The sequence below is a fragment of the Sporosarcina luteola genome, assembly GCF_023715585.1.
Taxonomy (GTDB): Bacteria; Bacillota; Bacilli; order Bacillales_A; family Planococcaceae; genus Sporosarcina; species Sporosarcina luteola_D.
In genome coordinates, this window is sequence record NZ_JAMBOK010000001.1 from 1,733,395 (window position 1) to 1,754,037 (window position 20,643).

The 20,643-nt window shown below is 49.5% G+C and carries 22 protein-coding genes; 2 read left to right on the plus strand and 20 right to left on the minus strand.

The genetic code is table 11. The annotated features are described in order from the left end of the window. Positions 1 to 97: 97 nt before the first annotated feature. The 7 genes from M3193_RS08480 to prfA all read right to left on the minus strand — a co-directional run bounded on the left by M3193_RS08480 (position 98) and on the right by prfA (position 6,199). A complete protein-coding gene (locus tag M3193_RS08480) occupies positions 98 to 1,378 on the minus strand; it encodes a methyl-accepting chemotaxis protein (RefSeq protein WP_251626293.1) in 1,281 nt (426 codons plus the stop codon). Beyond that, a complete protein-coding gene (locus M3193_RS08485) occupies positions 1,375 to 1,821 on the minus strand; it encodes a low molecular weight protein arginine phosphatase (protein ID WP_251626308.1) in 447 nt (148 codons plus the stop codon). The genes M3193_RS08480 and M3193_RS08485 overlap by 4 nt, the downstream gene beginning before the upstream one ends. Before the next feature lie 59 nt (positions 1,822 to 1,880). Then, positions 1,881 to 2,381, minus strand: coding sequence for a manganese efflux pump (locus M3193_RS08490; RefSeq protein WP_251626320.1), 501 nt, complete (start codon positions 2,379 to 2,381; stop codon positions 1,881 to 1,883). 188 nt (positions 2,382 to 2,569) lie between these two features. After that, positions 2,570 to 3,607: an L-threonylcarbamoyladenylate synthase gene (locus tag M3193_RS08495; RefSeq protein ID WP_251626329.1), complete on the minus strand. Its 1,038-nt coding sequence runs from the start codon at positions 3,605 to 3,607 to the stop codon at positions 2,570 to 2,572. A 61-nt stretch (positions 3,608 to 3,668) separates the two neighbouring features. After that, a complete protein-coding gene (locus M3193_RS08500) occupies positions 3,669 to 4,238 on the minus strand; it encodes a stage II sporulation protein R (protein WP_251626331.1) in 570 nt (189 codons plus the stop codon). A gap of 43 nt (positions 4,239 to 4,281) precedes the next feature. After that, positions 4,282 to 5,130 carry a peptide chain release factor N(5)-glutamine methyltransferase gene (gene prmC / locus M3193_RS08505; protein ID WP_251626334.1) on the minus strand — a complete coding sequence of 283 codons (849 nt, stop codon included), beginning with the start codon at positions 5,128 to 5,130 and terminating at the stop codon, positions 4,282 to 4,284. Continuing rightward, a complete protein-coding gene (prfA, locus tag M3193_RS08510) occupies positions 5,123 to 6,199 on the minus strand; it encodes a peptide chain release factor 1 (RefSeq protein WP_251627258.1) in 1,077 nt (358 codons plus the stop codon). Before prfA ends, prmC begins: the two co-directional genes overlap by 8 nt. Positions 6,200 to 6,294: 95 nt before the next feature. Between prfA and M3193_RS08515 the strand changes: the two genes are divergently transcribed. Continuing rightward, positions 6,295 to 6,627, plus strand: a complete 333-nt coding sequence (locus M3193_RS08515) for a hypothetical protein (protein ID WP_251626337.1) — start codon at positions 6,295 to 6,297, stop codon at positions 6,625 to 6,627. A 32-nt stretch (positions 6,628 to 6,659) separates the two neighbouring features. On the opposite strand, the gene M3193_RS08520 is transcribed toward M3193_RS08515, so the two are convergent. From M3193_RS08520 to M3193_RS08565, 10 genes are all read right to left on the minus strand, one after another. Beyond that, a complete protein-coding gene (locus tag M3193_RS08520; protein WP_251626340.1) occupies positions 6,660 to 7,595 on the minus strand; it encodes a nuclease-related domain-containing protein in 936 nt (311 codons plus the stop codon). A 633-nt stretch (positions 7,596 to 8,228) separates the two neighbouring features. Further along, positions 8,229 to 9,248 carry a VanW family protein gene (locus M3193_RS08525; protein ID WP_251626342.1) on the minus strand — a complete coding sequence of 340 codons (1,020 nt, stop codon included), beginning with the start codon at positions 9,246 to 9,248 and terminating at the stop codon, positions 8,229 to 8,231. Between the two features lie 126 nt (positions 9,249 to 9,374). After that, entirely contained in the window at positions 9,375 to 9,977 is a 603-nt protein-coding gene (locus tag M3193_RS08530; protein WP_251626344.1) for a thymidine kinase, read from the minus strand. Positions 9,978 to 10,221: 244 nt separating this feature from the next. Further along, the gene (gene rpmE / locus M3193_RS08535) at positions 10,222 to 10,437 is read right to left on the minus strand and encodes a 50S ribosomal protein L31 (protein ID WP_147054073.1); all 216 of its coding nucleotides are present in this window, start codon (positions 10,435 to 10,437) and stop codon (positions 10,222 to 10,224) included. Between the two features lie 254 nt (positions 10,438 to 10,691). Next, entirely contained in the window at positions 10,692 to 11,975 is a 1,284-nt protein-coding gene (rho, locus tag M3193_RS08540; RefSeq protein WP_251626346.1) for a transcription termination factor Rho, read from the minus strand. Between the two features lie 142 nt (positions 11,976 to 12,117). Then, positions 12,118 to 13,083 (minus strand): class II fructose-bisphosphatase, encoded by a 966-nt coding sequence (glpX, locus tag M3193_RS08545; RefSeq protein ID WP_251626348.1) that lies wholly within the window; start codon positions 13,081 to 13,083, stop codon positions 12,118 to 12,120. 190 nt (positions 13,084 to 13,273) lie between these two features. Beyond that, positions 13,274 to 14,551, minus strand: coding sequence for a UDP-N-acetylglucosamine 1-carboxyvinyltransferase (locus M3193_RS08550; protein WP_251626351.1), 1,278 nt, complete (start codon positions 14,549 to 14,551; stop codon positions 13,274 to 13,276). 20 nt (positions 14,552 to 14,571) lie between these two features. Continuing rightward, complete coding sequence (gene fsa / locus M3193_RS08555; protein ID WP_251626364.1) at positions 14,572 to 15,219, minus strand: fructose-6-phosphate aldolase; 648 nt, start codon at positions 15,217 to 15,219, stop codon at positions 14,572 to 14,574. 350 nt (positions 15,220 to 15,569) lie between these two features. After that, positions 15,570 to 16,427, minus strand: coding sequence for a class II fructose-bisphosphate aldolase (locus M3193_RS08560; RefSeq protein WP_251626366.1), 858 nt, complete (start codon positions 16,425 to 16,427; stop codon positions 15,570 to 15,572). A gap of 134 nt (positions 16,428 to 16,561) precedes the next feature. Beyond that, positions 16,562 to 16,927: a response regulator gene (locus M3193_RS08565; protein WP_285851862.1), complete on the minus strand. Its 366-nt coding sequence runs from the start codon at positions 16,925 to 16,927 to the stop codon at positions 16,562 to 16,564. 171 nt (positions 16,928 to 17,098) lie between these two features. On the opposite strand from M3193_RS08565, the gene M3193_RS08570 reads away from it, so the two are divergent. Further along, on the plus strand, positions 17,099 to 17,620 hold the full coding sequence (locus M3193_RS08570) for a DUF2529 family protein (protein WP_251626383.1): 522 nt from the start codon (positions 17,099 to 17,101) through the stop codon (positions 17,618 to 17,620). A gap of 421 nt (positions 17,621 to 18,041) precedes the next feature. Here the strand turns inward: M3193_RS08570 and M3193_RS08575 are convergent, their stop codons facing one another. The 3 genes from M3193_RS08575 to M3193_RS08585 form a co-directional block, all read right to left on the minus strand. Further along, positions 18,042 to 19,652 (minus strand): CTP synthase, encoded by a 1,611-nt coding sequence (locus M3193_RS08575; RefSeq protein ID WP_251626385.1) that lies wholly within the window; start codon positions 19,650 to 19,652, stop codon positions 18,042 to 18,044. Between the two features lie 171 nt (positions 19,653 to 19,823). After that, the gene (gene rpoE, locus M3193_RS08580) at positions 19,824 to 20,402 is read right to left on the minus strand and encodes a DNA-directed RNA polymerase subunit delta (RefSeq protein ID WP_353056375.1); all 579 of its coding nucleotides are present in this window, start codon (positions 20,400 to 20,402) and stop codon (positions 19,824 to 19,826) included. Positions 20,403 to 20,468: 66 nt separating this feature from the next. Further along, positions 20,469 to 20,633 carry a hypothetical protein gene (locus M3193_RS08585; RefSeq protein ID WP_251626387.1) on the minus strand — a complete coding sequence of 55 codons (165 nt, stop codon included), beginning with the start codon at positions 20,631 to 20,633 and terminating at the stop codon, positions 20,469 to 20,471. Positions 20,634 to 20,643: the final 10 nt, after the last annotated feature.

The window sequence follows — 20,643 nt, forward strand, 5'->3', positions numbered from 1 at the left end:
CTCTTTTCTTAATTTACTCACAAGTCATTTTACCATTGTTCCATAAAAAAACACAGCCCCGGTTGACTATTTCGGGCTGTGAATGAATTGCTTCTTCTCAGGAGCGATCGAATTGGCTGATTACTTTATAAAGGTCTTCGGACTGTTTCTTCAATTGGATTGCCATAAGGTCGGTCTGCTCGATCGATTTGACTTGTTCTTGCGTGGCGGCGTGCACTTCTTCTGCGCCAGCGGAGGTCTGTTCCGCAATTGCCGCGACTTCCTGCGATTGCAAGGCTGTCGTTTCGATGTTGGATAGCTGGTGTTCCACGAGCTCCGAGATTTTGACGACGGATTCGGCCATGCCGTTCACTTTCGACGCCATCGCTTCGACGTTGCCGCTTGTAGCATCTGCGCGGTTCGCTTCGTTTGCCGCCGTGTTCACTTGCTTTTCCATTTCCTTCACGACTTTTGAGACGTCGGACTGGATCATTTTCACAAGTTCGTCGATGCTGTGAACCGCCTTCGCACTTTCATCCGCCAACACACGGACTTCCTCCGCGACGACCGCGAAGCCTTTTCCATGCTCACCGGCACGCGCCGCTTCAATGGATGCGTTCAATGCAAGCAGATTCGTCTGGCCCGCGATGCTGCCGACAAGCTGGACGATTTCACCGATCTTCTGCGCATTTTGGTCAAGTTCACGGATCGTGCCGAGCGATTGTTCGCTTTGATTGGACATGTCCCGAATCCCTTTGACGAGCGTCCGGAATACTTCCGTCGTGCGCGCGAGTTCCGCCAGCATCTCTTTCGACTGCTCAGAGGAATCCTCCGCACGGCTGCTCACTTCAGCGGCTAGCATCCGCACATCCTCGATCGCCTCTGCCGTTTCCTGGATTGCGACTGCAGAAGCTTCCGCACCCGAGGAAATTTCCATGATCGTCGAAGCGACCGCGTCTGCCTGTAATGCTGCACTGCTTGTCTCACCCGATAACCGGTTGACCGTCTGAGCCGTTTTCTCGAAGTTCGTCTCGATCTCCGTAACAATCGTCCGCAAATTGATGACGAGCTGCTGGAACGCTTCCGCAACGGAGCGGATTTCGTCGGACGACTTCGGCAAGATGATCTCTGTGCCAATCTTGCCGTCCGCTACTTTGATTGCCGCCTTCTCCAAGTTCTGCAGCGGCTTCGTCAAAATCGTGCCGAACAATGCCGCCAAAATGCCTGACCAAATTATCCCCATTGCATATGTACTGATTTCAAATACAAACGGCTGAACGTCCGGAAAGAACTCCGGCCGGATATAATTGATGAACAAGGCGCTCGTCGAATACGTGATAACTGCAAGCACCGTAACAAATAAAACCATCTTTTTGCGCAAACCGAACTTCTTCTTCATTCCCCATCCTCCATCAACTTCAACTTCAATTGCTCGATCAGCCTGTCCAACTCATCGAATGTCGTACGGTAAGTGGCAAGGCTGCCGCCGTACGGATCGTGCACATCCCCGAATTCCCCGGGCGCCGCGTACTCTTTCAACGTAAACGTCTTCTCAGCGGCTTCCGGAAATGAATGCAGCAGCAACCCCTTATGTGACATCGTCATCGTCAACACGAGGTCCGCCCATGCCAGATCTTCCGCGTTGACCGCGTTGGACACGTCCGTGTACGGCATGTCCGCCTCTTCGATCAGCGTCTTGGCGTTCGTTGCAATCGGCAACCCGTCAATCGCACTGACCCCAGCCGACCGGACCTTGACGCCTTCTATTGCCTTTGAACGGAGAATCGCCTCCGCCATCGGACTCCTGCAAGTATTTCCTGTGCAAATAAAATAAATATTCATTCATGATCACCTACCTTAAGAATACCTGATATCCGTGAAGAAAGAAATAGATAATTTCATCAAAAACATGACATTATCCCCATGGCCAATAAAGCCAAGCCCGCAATGATGCGAAGCAGCCTGCCGTTTTTAATGCTTAAGAATCTTCCGAAATAAAGTGCCAAGCACGAAAAAATGAACGAAAGGAATCCGGATGCCAAGATGAACAGTATTTTATTCAAATGGAGCATTCCGAAAGAAACGCTGATTGAAAAAGTGTCCAGACTGACAGCAAGTGCAATGATGCCCGGGTGGAGCTGCTTTTTCAGCATGCTGTTGTCATCGTCATGGAGAAGCATGTGGATGCCGATCAACGCAAGCAGGACGCCGGACAGCATATGACTCCATACCGAAAATAGCTCGGCGGACCAATCCCCCATGACGAAGCCCGCAAACGGCAGCAAAATATTCAGGAACGTTATCCACAGAGCGAGGACGAGCCTACCTTTCCGCAACTGTAATAACGATAATACAACGACGACATCAATTGTCGTAACGCTTGCAGCGAATATTTCCAACAATGAATTGACCTCCCAACTTCCGCATCCATCCATCTTATGCGCACGTTTAGGAGGTCATTCATGTCCGAATATCCGTTTTTTTCGATTAGCCGAGTTTCGATTAGCCGATTTTTTATTACCTAATTTTCTAAAGCAGCTTGCCTAAAAATTGATCGCTTTCGGATTGCTGTTGAATTGTCCGCTACGCCTTATCCATCATACCGTTTGCCATCCGCCGCTTTCAGGAGGCGATTCATGACCGCTTGGCCGACGCCTTCATAATCCGTTTCCGCAGCGAGGATGAGATCAGCATCCGTCAGATCGCATTGACGGAGCGCACTGTATAGATTCACCGCCATTGCCTCGTTGTCATGAAGCGGACCTGCTGCGAAATACCAATCCGCCTCCGTGATGTCGAACTCGTCGGGACCGATGACCGCAACCCGCTTCCCTTCGGCGTGAAGTTGCTTGACCGCTTCCCGGATTGCCGCAGCGTCACGCCGGATGACGAACAGCGGCGACTCCGGGGCGTAATGCATGTATTTCATGCCAGGTGCACGCGGCGCTTCCTCATCGGCCACGCCTGGCGATTTGTCTTCAGCGCGGACGGGACCGATCACTTCCTCGATCATCTCGCGCGTCACGCCCCCTGGCCGTAGAATTTCCGGTGGATTCGCCGTCATGTCGAGCACGGTCGATTCGACGCCGACACCGGTGCGGCCGCCGTCGACGATTAGCGGAATCCGTCCATCGAGATCGGTCATCACATGCGCCGCTTCCGTCGGGCTCGGTTTTCCGCTGCGATTCGCGCTCGGCGCGGCAAGCGGGCCGTCAAGCGTGCGGAGCAAGTTAAGCGCGACTGGATGATCAGGCATCCGGATGCCGACCGTGTCGAAGCCCGGTGTGACATTTTCTGCAATGACACCGGGCTTCTTATGGAAGACGAGCGTCAGCGGGCCCGGCCAAAATGCATCCATCAGCTTGCCGGCGTTTTCCGGCACATCCACCGCATAGTTATTCACATCTTCTTTATTACCAATATGTACGATGAGCGGGTTGTCAGACGGGCGCCCCTTCGCTTCGAAGATCCGCTGCACGGCAACCGCATCCGTCGCAAGCGCTCCGAGGCCATACACCGTTTCGGTCGGGAACGCGACAACGCCTCCATCTTTCAAAATATCCACAGCCCGTTGATAACTAACCGAGTTATCCATATCGTTATCCACTGAAACAATTTCAGTTTCCAAGGTTCAAACCCCCATTTATACACAGTTTCATCCACTTATCCACAATCGTCAGTGGATAACTTTATTCAAATAACGACTTTATCCACTCCCAAATGAAGAAAGTGACCTTCTCATCGTCTGATTCTTCCACATCTTTGTCAGGAAAACAGACTCTCGGGAATAAAGAACACCACCAATTGTCGCCACGCCCGCTTCCGATTGTTAAAATATACGCGTCATACGGCGCTTGCGGCGTGATGACCAACCCGGAACGCTTCGGCGGGAACAAGGCTGCCGTTTGCTCTAAGCTTACCTCTTTCCCATCCGCCATCGATTGCGCAGTCTCTAAAACAGTCGCTTCTATCGCCTTCAAATTATCCACAATTTCTGATTTCGACTCTGCTTGCGAAATCGCTTGATTGATCATCGGCTCGATGACAACCCGGATTTCTTCTTTCAACTTCTGGTCTGCAGGCGCATTCGAATGCGCAAGAATCCGGAATCTGATCTCTTCTTCCTGTTCAGCCTGTCCCGTAAATAACAGCAACGCGGATTGGATGAGGAACAGCACGAGAATGAACTCGACGACCGCCTTCACACGCTCCATCCGCTTAGTAGGTTTTAGATTCGTAATTTCATAGTCTTGCAACATATCGATCCCCTCCTGACCACATTGTCGCCAGGGTTAGAGGGTTTTATTCACCAATCTCACAAAATATCATTCGATCTTTTCCGTTCACGTCTTTTTCAATAGAAACCCGCGCGTCCGGAAACGCCTTCTGGAACAATTCGCTCACTTGCGGCCCCTGCAGATAGCCGATCTCGACACCGATGAGCGATCGGCTTTCCATAAGCGCCGGTAATTCTTGCGCAAGCTTCTTATAGAAAAACAGCCCGTCATCATCCGCGAAAAGTGCATTATGCGGCTCGAAATCGAGGACGGTCTTCGACATCTCCTGCGATTCTTCCATTGCGATATACGGCGGGTTCGACAGGACGACATCCCATTTTTCCGTTTTTATCGGCTCCGTCAGATTGCCGAGCCTGAAATCGATATCGGCTCCATTTCTTATTGCATTCCGCTTCGCGACGTCGAGCGCCGCTTCACTGATGTCCGTCGCCGTGACAAGCGCTTCAGGCCGTTCTTTTTTGTAGGCAATCGCGATCGCGCCGCTCCCTGTACCGATATCCGCCACGCGGCATTTTCCAGGGATCCTGCGGCTCTGTTCAAGTGCGCCAAGGACGAGCTCCTCTGTTTCAGGCCGCGGGATGAGCACATATTCATTCACCTCGAACGACAGTCCGTAAAACTGTTCCGTGCCGATAATATGCTGGACAGGCCTGCCCGTAAGCAGCTCTTCGGTTTTATTCCAGAAAGCGGTTTGCTGTTCGGGTGTGAGCGGTTCACGTAAATCCGCCAGCAAGGTCGCGCCGGATTTTTGTGTCACATGCTCCATGAGCAGCTGCGCGGCGTGCGCGTCCAAGTCTTTCGATTCGAGAAGGGATTTCGCTTTATTCAACGCTTCATGGATTTTTTCAGTCATTCTGATCCAAGCTTTCCAACCGTCTCGCCTGGTCCTCGACGATGAGCGCGTCGATCACTTCGTCGAGCTTCCCTTCAATGATCTGGTCGAGTTTTTGGATCGTCAGCCCGATTCGGTGATCCGTCACCCGGTTTTGCGGGAAGTTATATGTGCGGATCCGCTCGGAGCGGTCGCCCGTCCCGACGGCGGATTTCCGCTTTTCATCGTATTCGGCCTGCGCTTCCTGCATGAATTTATCGTAGATGCGGGCGCGCAGGACTTTCATCGCTTTCTCTTTGTTTTTGATCTGCGATTTTTCATCCTGGCACGAAACCGTGATCCCTGTTGGCAAATGCGTCAGGCGGACAGCGGACATCGTCGTGTTGACGGATTGCCCGCCCGGTCCGGAAGATGCGAATGTGTCGGTGCGGATATCCTTATCGTGGATGTCGATTTCGACTTCCTCCGCTTCCGGCAGCACCGCGACAGTGGCGGTCGACGTATGGATCCGGCCGCCTGACTCCGTTTCAGGAACACGCTGGACGCGATGCGCGCCGTTTTCATATTTCAGTTTGGAGTACGCGCCATTCCCATTGATCATGAAAATGATTTCCTTGAAGCCGCCTAGCTCGGTCGGCGAGGAATCCATCACTTCAACTTTCCAATGGTTCATCTCTGCAAACCGGCTGTACATCCTGTACAAGTTCCCCGCAAACAGCGCCGCTTCGTCGCCGCCCGCCGCCCCGCGGATTTCCATAATGACGTTCTTGTCATCGTTCGGATCTTTCGGTACAAGCAATAGCTTCAGTCTCTTTTCAAGCGACTCGATCTGATCATCGAGCTCGGACATCTCCATTTTGACGAGTTCTTTCATTTCATCGTCAAGATGCTCTTCCAACATTTCCTTCGCATTGTCATACTGCGTAGTTGCGCTTTTATATTCGCGGTACGCATCAACGGTATCCTGTAAATCGGACTGCTCCTTCGAATACGTCCGCAGCTTGGTCATATCACTCACAATATCCGGATCGCTCAGCAATTCATTCAAACGCTCATAACGATCCTCCACGGCTTGAAGCCTATCAAACATAGTCATTGCACCTCTTCGTCCTCAGTCTTTTGTATGTTTATTGTACGGGAATAGAGCGCTGAAATACAGTGATTTCTTCGGGGGAGTGGTGTGTTTTGGACGTGGAGCGGCTTGCTTTAGGCGCGGAGCGACTTGCTTTAGGCGCGGAGCGACTTGCTTTAGGCGCGCGGCGACTTGCTTTGGGCGCGGACTGGCTTGCTTTAGGCGCGCGGCGACTTGCTTTGGGCGCGGACCGGCTTGCTTTGGGCGCGGACTGGCTTGCTTTAGGCGCGGACCGGCTTGCTTTAGGCGCGCGGCCGCTTGCTTTGGGCGCGGACTGGCTTGCTTTAGGCGCGCGGCCGGCTTGCTTTGGGCGCGGAGCGACATGCTTTAGGCACGCGGCAGATCGCTTTAGGCGCGGAGCGAAAGATCAAGCATGGCGCGATTAAAAAAAACGCTTTTTGACAAAGCGTTCGAACAATCACCTTATGTAAAAAGCTGTCCTGCGTCTACCTTTCATGACAAGACCTGTCTTCTTCAAAATTCTTTTAGCAACATCTTGATTTTGGATGCCCGAAAACCCACGAAATTGACGATTGGTAATACCGCTGTCCATTATATAGAACCAATCATCGATAAGAGGCAGATGACAATCAGCTGCCTGATAGGTACAGCCGTGACAACGCCATTTCTTCTGGAACCATTTCATTCCGTTTAGTTTGCATTCTGGACAAATTACACCTGTGATTATATCTTCCTTGGCTATGTTTAACGTCTTTGTCAAAGGAAATGGATTATATTCCTGGTGTGAATCCACAATATCGCGGGCAATTTTGCTGATGTTATTTCTACTCAATATTTCATCAGTGGTTGCCATGTTATACAACCTGATCGGGATTTCATGAGTGAATAAAATTTCATTATTTATTTCTTCTTCGATAAACAATTCGTTCGTGTAGGCCAGTCCAATTATTCCTTTTATAGGAACTTCTAGCCCTCTCTCTTTTAACCATCGGTCCATGAATATCATTTTACGTTCAAGCTCGGTGATTGGACTTTGAATAATTTTCCTTTCTCCTTTGATTTCCTGAATGAACTGCGTTGGACTTGCTTTGACAGTGAGTTTTCCACCAAGATTTTTAATTTCGAAGATGATAATTTTGTCTGGCTGAATCAACACTGAATCCATTTGAAAGTAAATTCCATTATATAGAAGGCAAATATCATGGATCAAGCCGAATGGATAATTTGGTCGAAATTCATTTATATGTTTGTCGAAATTCAATTCACCTCCGAATCCAGCTTTTCTTTTTCTTAGATCTTCATCGATTTTTGCATATTGGACATGCTGGTTAGGCAGCCGGTTGATCAATGATTGCAGGCCTAGCAAGGATAAAGGTTCGCTACGTTTTTTCATTAATATTTCAATCACCTCACTAGCATTGTATCAGTATGTATTTTTTTGCGAATTGGCGGAAACGTGAATTCACCCCGATAACCCGGTATAAAATTCATTTTCGGTGTCGAAAACGTGTTTAAAATATTTTTTCGGATTATTTTTGGCGAGCGGTGACTCCTCTGGGCGCGGGGCCACATGCTTTAGGCGTTTGACGACTCGCTTTAGGCACGCGGCGACATGCTTTAGGCGTACGGCCATTCGTTTTAGGCGCGGGGCCCCTGGCTTTAGGCGTTTGACGACTCGCTTTAGGCGTGCGGCGACATGCTTTGGGCGTACGGCCATTCGTTTTAGGCGCGGGGCCCCTGGCTTTAGGCGTTTGACGACTCGCTTTAGGCGCGGGGCTACATGCTTTGGGCGTATGGCTACTCGCTTTAGGCGCGGGGCCACATGCTTTAGGCGTACGGCCATTCGCTTTAGGCGCGGGGGCCCCTGGCTTTAGGCGTTTGACGACTCGCTTTGGGCGTATGGCCACTCGCTTTAGGCGTTTGACGACTCGCTTTAGGCGCGAGGCCCCTGTCTTTAGGCGTATAGCCACTTGCTTTGGGCGGTCGACTTGCTTTGGACGTGGGGCCGTATGCCTTAAGCGCTTCGTCAATTCGACTTAAAAGCGTCTACATATTTCTCCGCAGTCCTAATTTCGATTGTCAGATAGTTATCTCCGTAGATGGCTTTGATAAGAAACGGTGCGCTCGCAGTGTTTTGGAATCTGAAATCCAGGCCGCCGTATGAGACTGTTGCATCTCTGCCTTTCGGAACGTAACCGATATCTAATGAATGATGGTGACGTTCGATGTATTTCACCCGAAGTTGGTCGACCGCGTTGAACAGGGTCGAGGATGTTTGGCAGATTCCCCCGCCGATTCCCATGACGCGTTTTTTGTTGATGATTTCGGGAGCTGGCTGGTAGCCGTTCGCTTCGTCTCGTGGTCCCACGACAGTGTTGAAGGAAAATTGATCTCCTTTCCCGACAATGATTTTGTTAATCGCAACAGCAGAGAGTTCTATGTTTTTATTCCTGCTTGCGTCCGTCGGGTTGAAGTAGGTCGTGTAGGAAGCGATTGCGACTTCCTCCAAATGGGCGATGTCTTCAGGGGCGTATCCACTCTCTGTTATTTCGATTGGCAATTCAATGTCACCGCCGATGGCCGATGCTTCCATTATCCGCTCCACTAATATGCTTTCACGCAATAATACCTGTGGTTTGCCTTTGATGAGATTGCCATGTTCGTCCAATTTATCGAGCACCATGCGTTGGTCGTATCCAGCTTTTCCATCGATTCCGCGTGCAAGTTCTTTTGCAAGTTGTTCGATTTTCACTATGTACGCTGCGATGTCCATTTCATAGCCAAGATCGATTGGGGTTAATGTGTGGATAAGTTTATCGGACGTCGGGTCAATGATGTTGATAACTGGGATCGGCGCCGGTATGATTTCCGTTTTGGCAACCGGTTGCTTAGTCGATTCTGTTTGCTTTGATGTTTCCTGTTGTCCAGCAGGTTGGGCTGCGGGTGTTTCGGTGCTATTTGTATGTTGTTCGGTCTCCGATTGTTGTTGACAGCCAACCATTCCGATTGAGCATAAGAGAACAAAAAGAACAATCCATTTTTTCATTTCATCCACCTCCTGTCTTCAAAGTGTTGCCATTAGCCATAGTATTCAACGGAAGTGGATAGTGTGTTGGTATTTTTTCTGCGAATAAAAAACAGCATGGAGCTTGTCCATGCTGTCTGTTCGGTATTATTTAACTGCCACGTTGGCGGTTACGCCGTTTGGGACTTCGTGGTGCATGCGGCATCTTGCTTCGTATGCTTCCGATGCACCGACGAGGATGATCGGATCGTCGTAGCCGGCGGGTTTTCCGTTGATGAGACGTTGGGTGCGGCTTGCGGGCGACCCGCATACCGTGCAGACGGCCTGCAGTTTTGTGACGTTTTCAGCCACAGCCATGAGTCGCGGCATCGGTCCGAATGGCTCGCCGCGGAAATCCTGGTCGAGTCCTGCGACGATGACGCGGAATCCGCGGTCAGCCAATTCCATGACGACGTCGACGATGCCTTCATCGAAAAATTGGGCTTCATCAATGGCGATGATATCGTAGGAATCTTTCACAAATTGCTCAATTTGAGTCGATTCAGCAACGGGCGTGGCGATCACTGTCGTTCCGTTATGACTGACGACCGCTTCTTCACTATATCGGTCATCGATTTCCGGCTTGAACACCGCGATTTTCTGTTTCGCGAATTGCGCGCGGCGTATGCGTCGGATCAATTCTTCGGATTTTCCTGAAAACATGCTGCCGCAAATCACTTCTATCCAGCCGCCTTGCATTGTTACGTACATATTGGTTCCCCTTTCAATCGTCGCTCTATGTAAATGTGTTTTTTTCATTATCGGAATGTCTATCATACATCAAAAAACTGTGGAAAGGACGTCTTTTATTTCATAGCAGGATATGTTATGGAGGGATGTATTGGACGCGGAACGCTTCATTCGTCGCGCAAAATTGTTGTTAACAAAATTGACTCTATTTATTTTATTCCCAAATTGAAAACCCGCCAAACAACGTTGGCGGGTTGGAAGGTTCTTATTCTTGTCCTTCTTCTTTGAAGCCATATTTTTTGTTGAAGCGGTCGATACGTCCGTCCGCTGCAGCGAATTTTTGGCGTCCAGTGTAGAATGGGTGGCATTCCGAGCAAACTTCTACGCGGATGTCCTCTTTTACAGAACCTGTTTCGAATGTGTTTCCACATGAACAAGTAACTTTTGCAAGTTTGTAGTTAGGATGAATTCCTGCTCTCATCGGTCTCTCTCCTCTCGCCCTGAACCATCTGGAACAGAGTATTATTGTAAGGTGTTGCATAAGACTGATGCCTTACACGGTCCGTATATGTCAACCGCATATGCAGCAGATGGCTATAAACCATACTCAAGAATTATAACAAATTGGACGGGTACATGCAACTATTTTATTTCAAATGTCACACTGCTATTTCACTCCATAATTCCTGCTCGCAACGCCGTTCTTCGTGACGGCGTTAACTATTTCATTTCGAATCAAAGCAGCCCTTTTCCATTGCGGTGTGCTTTCATTTCTTCATTGAGCTTGTCGAAGAACTCCTCGTTGGATTTCGACTGTCGCAGTTTTTTCAGGAAGCGTTCTGCGAAGTCGTGAGCGTCGGAGAACGTTTTCCGGATTGCCCAAAGTTTTTCCAGCTGGTCGCTCGGGATGAGCAGCTCCTCTTTCCGCGTTCCGGAGCGGCGGATGTCGAGTGCTGGGAAGATACGGCGTTCTGCGAGGCTGCGGTCGAGATGCAGCTCCATGTTGCCGGTTCCTTTGAATTCCTCGTAGATGACTTCATCCATTCGCGAGCCTGTGTCGATCAAAGCGGTTGCGAGAATCGTCAAGCTGCCGCCTTCCTCGAGGTTCCGCGCCGCACCGAAGAACCGCTTCGGACGGTGAAACGCAGCCGGATCTATACCGCCTGACAGTGTACGGCCGCTTGGCGGAATGACAAGGTTATAGGCGCGCGCGAGTCTCGTGATGGAATCCATGAGAATGACTACGTCGCGTTTATGCTCAACTAAACGCATCGCTCGCTCCAATACGAGTTCAGCGACTTTCACGTGGTTTTCCGGCACTTCGTCGAATGTCGAGCTGACGACATCGGCATTGACGGAACGTTCAATGTCCGTCACTTCTTCGGGACGCTCGTCGATAAGAAGGACGATCAGTTCCGCTTCGGGATGATTCGTCGTGATCGCATTGGCGATTTCTTTCAACAACATTGTTTTACCCGCTTTCGGCGGTGCGACGATAAGTCCGCGTTGACCGAATCCGACTGGCGATACCAAGTCCATGATGCGGGTCGACAGTTTTTGCGGCACTGTTTCAAGTTTGATATGGCGGTCCGGGTAAAGCGGCGTGAGTCCCGGGAAGTGGACGCGTTCCCGTGCGACTTCCGGGTTTTCGCCGTTCACTGCTTCGACTTGCAAGAGGCCGTAGTAGCGTTCGTTCTCTTTCGGCGGGCGCACTTTCCCTGTAACTTTATCCCCGTTCCTCAGATCGAACCTTCTGATTTGTGAAGCGGAAATGTAGATGTCTTCAGAGCTCGGTGAGTAGTTGATCGGGCGGAGGAATCCGTATCCTTCCGATTGGATGATTTCGAGTACGCCTTCCATGAAGAAGAACCCTTCCTGTTCGGCACGCGTTTTCAGAATGGCGAAGATTAGTTCTTTTTTCGTTAGTTTGCTGTAATAGGAGATTTTGAATTCCTTTGCAAGCTCATATAACTCTTTCAGTGTCATATTTTCCAAGCTGGCGATTGTTAGAATTGACATAGTATCGTAAGCTCCACTCTTTATTTGATTTTCGTTTGTTTGGGTTTTTGTTGTTCAATTGGGTAGGTGAATCAATTAGAAGTATGCCCGGCATGTAGCCGGGCGTAGAGGCTTGCTATGTTTCACTTACATTAATTAATATTTAATCTTGCATTACCAAGTTAGGTTTTTTCTTCAAGCTGTGGCGTCCTTCCACGAAACGGATTGTTCCGGATTTGGAGCGCATGACGAGTGAGTGGGTTTCGCTGTAGCCGCCTTTGAATTGGACTCCGCTCAGCAGTTCGCCGTCTGTAACACCTGTTGCGGCAAAGATGGCGTCGTCTCCTTTTACGAGGTCATCCATATAGAGGACTTTCGTAACGTCGATTCCCATTTTTTCGCAGCGTTGGCGTTCTTCATCATTTGAAGGGACGAGGCGGCCTTGGATTTCCCCGCCGAGGCATTTCAATCCAACTGCGGCGATGACGCCTTCAGGAGCTCCGCCGATGCCGAACATAATATCAACGCCTGTGTCGTCGAATGCCGTATTAATAGCTCCCGCAACATCTCCGTCATCGATAAGCTTGATGCGCGCGCCGGCAGCTCTGATTTCTTCAATTATTTTCGAATGGCGTTCACGGTTGAGAACAGTTGCCACAACTTCATCGATCGATTTGTTTTTCGCTTTGGCAACGGCATGCAGATTATCCGTTACAGATGCGTCGATGTCGATCTTGCCGACTGCTTCGGGTCCGACTGCGATTTTTTCCATGTACATATCAGGCGCGTTGAGGAGGTTCCCTTTATCCGCAATCGCGATGACTGCAAGTGCATTCCATCCTCCTGATGCGACGATGTTCGTGCCTTCTACCGGGTCTACGGCAACATCCACTTCCGGACCTTGGCCCGTTCCGAGTTCTTCACCGATATAGAGCATCGGCGCTTCGTCCATTTCGCCTTCTCCGATGACAACGATCCCTTGCATCGGAATCGTGTCGAACACAGTACGCATCGCTTCCGTTGCGGCGTCATCCGCTTCGTTTTTCAAACCGCGCCCCATCCAGCGGGCAGCCGCTACAGCTGCCGCCTCTGTTACACGTACTAATTCCATCGATAAACTGCGTTCCATTATGATTGTTCCCCCCGTTTAGCGCATTTCATTATTTATTAACAAATAAACGCTTTTCATCGTCTAGCTTCAGGCGCTAGACGTGTGCCTTAATTTCAGCAAAAACCGCAGAAATACGGCAAATCGAACCCTAATGTAGTTCGATTCACTGTAAGATTCGTAACTAGTATAGCATAAGCAACGCTTCACATTAATCGGTGATGGTCGCTTTTTCAGGTACCGCCTCTTTCCGGATGTCCGCCCCGATGCCGCGGAGCTTCTCGATAAGATCGCTGTAGCCTCGTTCGATATGTTGGATTTCCTGGATTTCGGTTTCGCCGTCAGCGAGCAGTCCCGCGATGACGAGAGCCGCCCCTGCGCGCAGGTCGGATGCACGGACGGTCGCCGCTTGCAGTGGAGTCGGCCCTGAAAGAATGACCGATTGCCCTTCCACTTTTCCGTCGGCATTCATCCGCCGCAGTTCGTCTATTTGCTTGAAGCGTGCGGAATAGATCGTATCCGAAATGACGGAGGAGCCGGTCGCCTGCGTCAATAGTACAGAAAAAGGCTGTTGAAGATCCGTCGGGAATCCCGGGTAGACGAGTGTCTTCACGTCCACCGCCAGCAGATTCTCCGATTTCGGAATGAAAATATGTTCTTCCCTTTCTTCCACTTTAACGCCCATTTCACGCAGTTTTGCGGTCAACGCTTCGACGTGGAAAGGGATGACGTTGTCAATCGTAATGCCATCTCCGACTGCTGCAGCCATGATCATGAACGTGCCTGCCTCGATCCTGTCCGGAATAATCGTATGTTTCGTTCCGTGCAGTTTCTCGACGCCTTCGATGCGGATGACATTCGTTCCCGCACCTTTGATGTTGGCGCCCATATTCGAAAGCAATGTGGCGACATCGATGATTTCGGGTTCTTTCGCCGCGTTTTCGATAATCGTCCGCCCTTTGGCACGGACCGCTGCAAGCATAATGTTGATCGTCGCGCCGACAGAAACGACGTCCAGATAGATTTTCGCGCCGCGCAGTTCATCGGCCCGCAAATAGATGGCGCCGTGTTCGTTCGTCACTTTTGCGCCCAATGCTTCGAAGCCCTTGATGTGCTGATCGATCGGACGGGGACCCAGATGGCAGCCCCCCGGGAGTCCAATTGCGGCATGCTTGAACCGGCCGAGCATGGCGCCCATCATGTAATACGAAGCTCTCAGCTTTTTCACTTTACCATTCGGAAGCGGCATGGCGATCATTTCCGAAGGATCGATCGTCATTTTTCCATCTTCGAATTCCACTTTCCCGCCAATGTCTTCTAGGAGTGCTTGGAGGGTGAGGACGTCCGAGATTTCCGGAAGTCCGTCGATCGTGACAGGTGAATCCGCCAAGATCGATGCCGGGATCAATGCGACAGCACTATTTTTCGCTCCGCTTACTTTTATCGTTCCACGTAGAGGGTTGCCGCCTCTGATTTTATAAACGTCCATTTCAGTCTCCTTTAGGCGTTTCACTTGTTCTTTCTTGATTCCCAATCTTCGAGGAATTGCTGGATGCCTTTGTCGGTTAACGGATGGTTGAATAATTGCTTAAGCACGTTGAATGGCGTCGTCGAGATATGCGCTCCTGCAAGCGCCGCGTCTGTAATATGCTGCGGGCTGCGGATGGATGCTGCGATGATTTTCGTATCCATATCGTGGATTGTGAAAATGTCCGCGATTGTGCTGATCAGTTGGACTCCTTCTTGACCGATATCATCAAGTCTGCCGAGGAATGGGGAAACGTATGTGGCTCCAGCGCGCGCAGCAAGCAATGCTTGGTTCGCACTGAAAATGAGGGTCACGTTTGTTTTGATGCCTTCTTGAGCGAATACGGAGCACGCTTTCAGACCTTCGGGCGTCATCGGAAGCTTGACTGTAATGTTCGGCGCGATTTTCGCAAGTTCGCGTCCTTCTTCGATCATCCCTTCCGCGTCGAGTGCGATGACTTCAGCGCTGACAGAGCCTGGTACAAGTGATGTGATTTCGCGCAGGCGGTCGTGGAATGAAATGTTTTCTTTCGCGACTAATGATGGATTTGTTGTTACGCCGGAGATGATTCCCCAGCTATGTGCTTCTTTGATCTCTTCGAAGTTTGCTGTATCGATGAAAAATTTCATGTGTATGGTTCCTCCTCTTATGAATGGAAAAGAAGGAGAATGCATCTTGGTTTTCGATGCTTCTCCTATTTGTATGTCAGATAACACAGTTGATTTCCGTTCCGGGCGGGCGCTTTCCGGGGGCGGGCGGCGAGTCAATCGAACAACGAAGGGTTCGATTTGCCTTTATTTCTGCGCTCTTTGCAGAAATAAAGGCATCCTGCTCCCGTAGGGTCGCAAAAAATATTGCTCCCAACGCTACGCTCTTGCTCGCAAAAGCCGTTCTTCGTGACGGCTTTCCCAGGAGTCGCCGCCCTTCACTTCAATCAACAAAATATAACATCCCCTCTTATTTTAGGGGTTATTTATTATTAAGCTTTTCCTGAGCTTCCGAATTCGCGCATTTTGCTGATGACTGATTTTTTGATTGCGTCGCGCATCGGTGCCAAGTATTTGCGTGGATCGTAGACGTCCTGGTCTGCGTTCAATGTTTCGCGGACCGCTTTTGTGCCTTCGATCTGGTTTTCAGTGTTTACGTTGATTTTCGCAGTTCCTAGTGAGATGGCGCGTTGGATATCCTTTGTCGGGATGCCTGTTCCGCCATGGAGGACGAGTGGAAGGTCCGATTGGCTTGAGATTTCTTCCATTTCCTTGAATCCTAGGTTCGGTTCGCCTTTGTAAGGACCGTGAACCGATCCGAGGGCCGGCGCCAAGCAGTCGATGTCCGTGTTGTCGACAAGCTCCTTGCATTCTGCCGGGTCTGCGTAGATGACTCCATCGGCGATGACGTCGTCTTCCTGTCCGCCGACTACACCGAGTTCAGCTTCAACGGATACGCCTTTTGCATGGGCATATTCCACAACTTCTTTCGTAATTTCAATGTTTTCTGCTAGAGGTTTAGATGAAGCGTCGATCATGACGGATGTGAAGCCCGCGTCGATCGCCTCCTTGCATTTTTCGAAACTGGATCCGTGGTCCAGATGGATAGCGACGGGTACGGTGATTTTGTAATCATGCATCAACCCTTTTACCATGTTGACGACTGTTGTAAACCCGCCCATATAGCGTGCTGCACCTTCGGAAACACCGAGTATCACCGGTGAACTCTCTTCTTGCGCCGCTTGCAGGATCGCTTGTGTGTATTCAAGGTTGTTCAAGTTGAACTGCCCGATTGCATATCCTTCTTTCTTTCCTTTGATCATCATTTCTTTCATTGAAACAAGTGCCATTGCGTTAGCCTCCTCGGGATCGTCGAAATGAATTTATTGTTTGAATCGATATTTACCTCTTTTATCATAACAAAAACAGACAGTATTTACTACTGTCTGGGTTGCCGCCGCGGCGCTTCTTCGATTTCCGTTTTTCATTCCCCACGATGCAGAATCTCTCTGACCGCGTCGCGCACTTCATAGATATTGAATGGTTTCGTAAAGTATTTCTCTGCCCCGTTTTTAATTGCCTCTTCCGTAAGTTCGACTTCCCCATAGGCTGTCATCATGATGACAGGGATCCTGGGCCAGTCTTTCTTTAGCCTTTTAAGCACTTCCACTCCGTCAATACCCGGCATTTTCATGTCCAATAAAACACAATCGGGTTCTTTCTCTGTAATCAACTGGAGAGCTTCAGCGCCATTTGCGGCCAACCTCGCTTCAAACCCTTCTTTTGTGAATACCTCATTTAGTAAAAGTCGTATTCCGGCTTGATCGTCGACGATTAGCAAACTTTTCAAAAGGCCCACCCCTTTTTTATTTATTGACCCAATAGTTAATAATTTGACAAAAAATTAGAAAACCCTTCTTTTTAAAATTATTATTGCAAAATTGTTTTAATTCGAGAGACAATACTGGATAACTTGGTTTTATTCGTTGGAGAAAATATAATGGGTAAAGAGGTGGTTGGAATGAAAATATTAACGACACAAATCGGCGGGCTCGTGCAGCGTGCCGGTTCAAATAATGAAGAGGCTGTCGAGGAGACGGCACGGCTGTTGGCCCAGGCGACGATCGGGGAAGGACGTGTCATTTTCGCCGGCTTCGATGAAATGGAAGCGATCGGATTGAATGCAGTCTTTGCTGCGGAACCGTTCCGTGGCGCTGTCCGGTATGAAGACGGGATGGAGATCCATTCTGCGGACAGGGTTTGGCTTTTTGTCCGTTCGGCCGCGGATGAACGAGCACTTTCGTTCGCGCGTGTGCTAGCGGAGAGGTTTATTCCGTTTGCAGTTGTGGCTGGCGAGAAGGCAACGGAGGACAATGAGCTGGCGGATTTGTCTTATACGTATATGACGACCGGCGTTGTGAGAGGGATTTTGCCGGGCGAGGATCTCGGCAGCCGGATCGTGCAGCCGAATTTGTTGGCCGCGCTCTTTTTGTATGAGGCGGTCAAGATGGCGTATGACGAGATGGTTAGTGAAGAGGATTGACTATTTGTGGGGCGGCTTATGAGCGGTTGCAAGGATTTCTTGAGCGGGAAATCTGATTCTTGAGCGCGTTGCCGGGATTCATGAGCGCTAATCTGATTCTTGAGCGTGAATCTGAATTCTTGAGCGCTTTGCCGTTTTTTTGAGCGCGTTGACGAGTTTCTTGAGCGCAAATCCGATTTCTTGAGCGCATCGCCGGATTAATGAGCGTGAAATTGAATTTATGAGCGGAAATCTAAATTTATGAGCGCTTAACGTGTTTTATGAGCGAAAATCTGTATTTATGAGCGCAAATCCATATTTATGAGCGCCTACCGTGGTTTATGGGCGCTAGCCAAGTTTCATGTGCCCCTCCTATCCATTAATCAAAATAAAAACAGAAACCATCTGTTAATCGATGGTTTCTGTTTTTTAGTATCCACTATTACCCTTGGTGCGTCAGCGCTGCGCGGATGAATTCGCGGATGAGCGGTGTCGGGCGGGTTGGACGTGATGCAAATTCTGGGTGGAATTGAGTTCCGATGAAGAATGGGTGGTCCTTCAACTCGATGATTTCCACGAGATGGCCGTCCGGGCTTTCCCCTGCCACGATCATGCCGGCGTTTTCGAATTGCTCGCGATAGATGTTGTTGAACTCGAAGCGGTGGCGGTGGCGTTCGTACACCAACTCGTCGTTATACGCTTCTTGCGCTTTCGTGCCTTCCTTCAACTTGCATGGATGCGCGCCGAGTCTCATCCCCCCGCCAGCCAGGTCGATTTCTGCACGATCTTCGAAGTCACGGTTGTTTTCGATGACTGCATTTTCCGTTTCGCTGTCGAATTCGACGGAATGTGCGTCTTTTATTCCAAGGACGTCACGTGCGAATTCCACTGCTGCAAGCTGCATGCCGAGGCCGACGCCGAAGAACGGAACGCCGTTTTCACGTGCATAGCTGATCGCTTCCATTTTCCCTTCGATGCCGCGATCGCCGAAACCGCCCGGAACGAAAATACCGTCAGCATCTTTCAAGATTTCCTCCGCGTTTTCCTTCGTCACTTCTTCGGAATTGATCCAATCGATTTCAATGTCAGTATCGAATTCATAGCCCGCATGGCGGAATGCTTCCACTCCGGAGATATAGGCGTCTTGCAGCTCAACGTATTTACCGACGAGCGCAATTTTCACTTTCCGGGATAGATTTCTGACGCGGTTCACGAGCTCTTCGATTTGTGTTAAATCCGGTTCCTTCGTTTCGAGGCCGAGGAAATCGACGACGATCTTGTCCATGTTCTGCGCATGCAAACGGATTGGAACTTCATACAATGTCTCTGCGTCAAGCGCTTCGATCACTTCTTCCGGCTTGATGTTGCAGAAGAGGGCGATTTTGTCCTTCATTTCTTGCGGGACCGGATATTCGCTTCGGACGACGATCATATTTGGTTGGATCCCGAGTCCGCGCAATTCCTTGACGCTGTGCTGTGTCGGCTTCGTTTTCATTTCACCGGCAGCGTGCAAATACGGAATGAGCGTGTTATGGATGTACATAACATCATTTTTGCCAAGGTCTGTCTTCATTTGACGGATCGCTTCAAGGTATGGAAGCGATTCGATATCGCCGACGCTTCCGCCGATTTCCGTTATGACGACGTCGGCGTTCGTCTCTTGGCCAGCGCGTTTGACGAGGCTTTTAATTTCATTCGTAATATGAGGGATGACTTGGACCGTCGCCCCTTTGTATTCGCCGCGGCGCTCTTTGCGCAGGACGGAGGAGTAAACTTTCCCCATAGTGACATTGGAGTATTTGTTCAATTTGATGTCGATGAACCGTTCATAGTGTCCGATGTCAAGATCGGTTTCAGCACCATCTTCCGTTACGAAAACTTCACCGTGCTGATATGGGCTCATCATACGTGGGTCCAAATTGATGTAAGGATCGAATTTTTGGTTTGTGACTTGCAGGCCTCTGCTCTTCAAAAGTCTGCCGAGGGACGCGGCATTAATTCCCTTTCCTAAAGATGAAACAACTCCGCCGGTTACAAAGATATATTTAGTCATCTATAGCTCCTCCTTTGTGTTAGGGGTTCGATTGTATGCAGTAAAATGCAAAAAACGCTCCACTGTAGTCTATCTACAAGAGGAGCGCTTATACACGGATTCATGTGTCCTTTTTCAAGGAGCCCAAATAGAAGCTTAAATCCTTATACGTCCGAAGTCAAGTGGAAAGTATCAGAGAAGGTCCTCTTCTTCTTCGTCTTCCTCTTCTTCATCTTCGTCTTCGTCGTCAATATCCAATTCTTCGTCGGGAACGATTTCGAGGCCTTCTTCATCATCAATCAAATCTTCTTCGATTTCGATGATTTCTTCTTCCTCTTCCTCTTCATCCAACTCTTCTTCGTCGTCATCGAGCTCATCGAATTCTTCTTCGAACAACTCGTCCTCGTCGATTTCATCTTCCTCTTCTTCGTCTTCATCCTCATCGTCATACGCTTTTTTCTTTTTCTTCTTGCGGACTTTGACGACAGGAGCCGTTTCTTCCTCAATCTGATCGACTGGATACCATTCACGCAATCCCCATTGGTTGTTGTTAATGGCAAGGAATCTTCCATCGATATTCATATCTGTGTAGAATTGGAGGAGCTTGTCCTTCATTTGCTTCTCGGACATTCCTGTTAATTCACGGATTTCAGTCATTAGCTGTTCAAGTGTCAATGCTTCCCGTCGTTCTGTCAATACGGCAAAAGCGATATCGATCAGCGATTCTTCCTGCAGTTCTTCTTTCGTCAATTCATGTAAATTCAAATTCATCGTACGCACGTCCTTTCTCTGTACAAAAGCATACTTATCATTATATACAATGAAGTGCCTGTTATGCTACCATCTTCTACTCTTCTTAAAGCGTTGGAATTCTTTGACGCTGAGGAAGCCGAGATAAAGGGCGGCGAGCAAGAAAGGAACAGCGCCGTAACCTACACCGTATAAGGAAAAGATGAGGATGATGATCACTATGATAATCAATGCATGATGATACAGCTTCATCTCCTCACCT

Excerpts from the sequence above, each read along its gene's own strand:
- M3193_RS08480 (WP_251626293.1), bottom strand. The coding sequence starts at position 1,378 with ATGAAGAAGAAGTTCGGTTTGCGCAAAAAGATGGTTTTATTTGTTACG.
- M3193_RS08485 (WP_251626308.1), bottom strand. The coding sequence starts at position 1,821 with ATGAATATTTATTTTATTTGCACAGGAAATACTTGCAGGAGTCCGATG.
- M3193_RS08500 (WP_251626331.1), bottom strand. The coding sequence starts at position 4,238 with ATGTTGCAAGACTATGAAATTACGAATCTAAAACCTACTAAGCGGATG.
- prmC (WP_251626334.1), bottom strand. The coding sequence starts at position 5,130 with ATGACTGAAAAAATCCATGAAGCGTTGAATAAAGCGAAATCCCTTCTC.
- prfA (WP_251627258.1), bottom strand. The coding sequence starts at position 6,199 with ATGTTTGATAGGCTTCAAGCCGTGGAGGATCGTTATGAGCGTTTGAAT.
- M3193_RS08520 (WP_251626340.1), bottom strand. The coding sequence starts at position 7,595 with ATGAAAAAACGTAGCGAACCTTTATCCTTGCTAGGCCTGCAATCATTG.
- M3193_RS08525 (WP_251626342.1), bottom strand. The coding sequence starts at position 9,248 with ATGAAAAAATGGATTGTTCTTTTTGTTCTCTTATGCTCAATCGGAATG.
- M3193_RS08530 (WP_251626344.1), bottom strand. The coding sequence starts at position 9,977 with ATGTACGTAACAATGCAAGGCGGCTGGATAGAAGTGATTTGCGGCAGC.
- rpmE (WP_147054073.1), bottom strand. The coding sequence starts at position 10,437 with ATGAGAGCAGGAATTCATCCTAACTACAAACTTGCAAAAGTTACTTGT.
- rho (WP_251626346.1), bottom strand. The coding sequence starts at position 11,975 with ATGTCAATTCTAACAATCGCCAGCTTGGAAAATATGACACTGAAAGAG.
- glpX (WP_251626348.1), bottom strand. The coding sequence starts at position 13,083 with ATGGAACGCAGTTTATCGATGGAATTAGTACGTGTAACAGAGGCGGCA.
- M3193_RS08550 (WP_251626351.1), bottom strand. The coding sequence starts at position 14,551 with ATGGACGTTTATAAAATCAGAGGCGGCAACCCTCTACGTGGAACGATA.
- fsa (WP_251626364.1), bottom strand. The coding sequence starts at position 15,219 with ATGAAATTTTTCATCGATACAGCAAACTTCGAAGAGATCAAAGAAGCA.
- M3193_RS08560 (WP_251626366.1), bottom strand. The coding sequence starts at position 16,427 with ATGGCACTTGTTTCAATGAAAGAAATGATGATCAAAGGAAAGAAAGAA.
- M3193_RS08570 (WP_251626383.1), top strand. The coding sequence starts at position 17,099 with ATGAAAATATTAACGACACAAATCGGCGGGCTCGTGCAGCGTGCCGGT.
- M3193_RS08575 (WP_251626385.1), bottom strand. The coding sequence starts at position 19,652 with ATGACTAAATATATCTTTGTAACCGGCGGAGTTGTTTCATCTTTAGGA.
- rpoE (WP_353056375.1), bottom strand. The coding sequence starts at position 20,402 with ATGAATTTGAATTTACATGAATTGACGAAAGAAGAACTGCAGGAAGAA.
- M3193_RS08585 (WP_251626387.1), bottom strand. The coding sequence starts at position 20,633 with ATGAAGCTGTATCATCATGCATTGATTATCATAGTGATCATCATCCTC.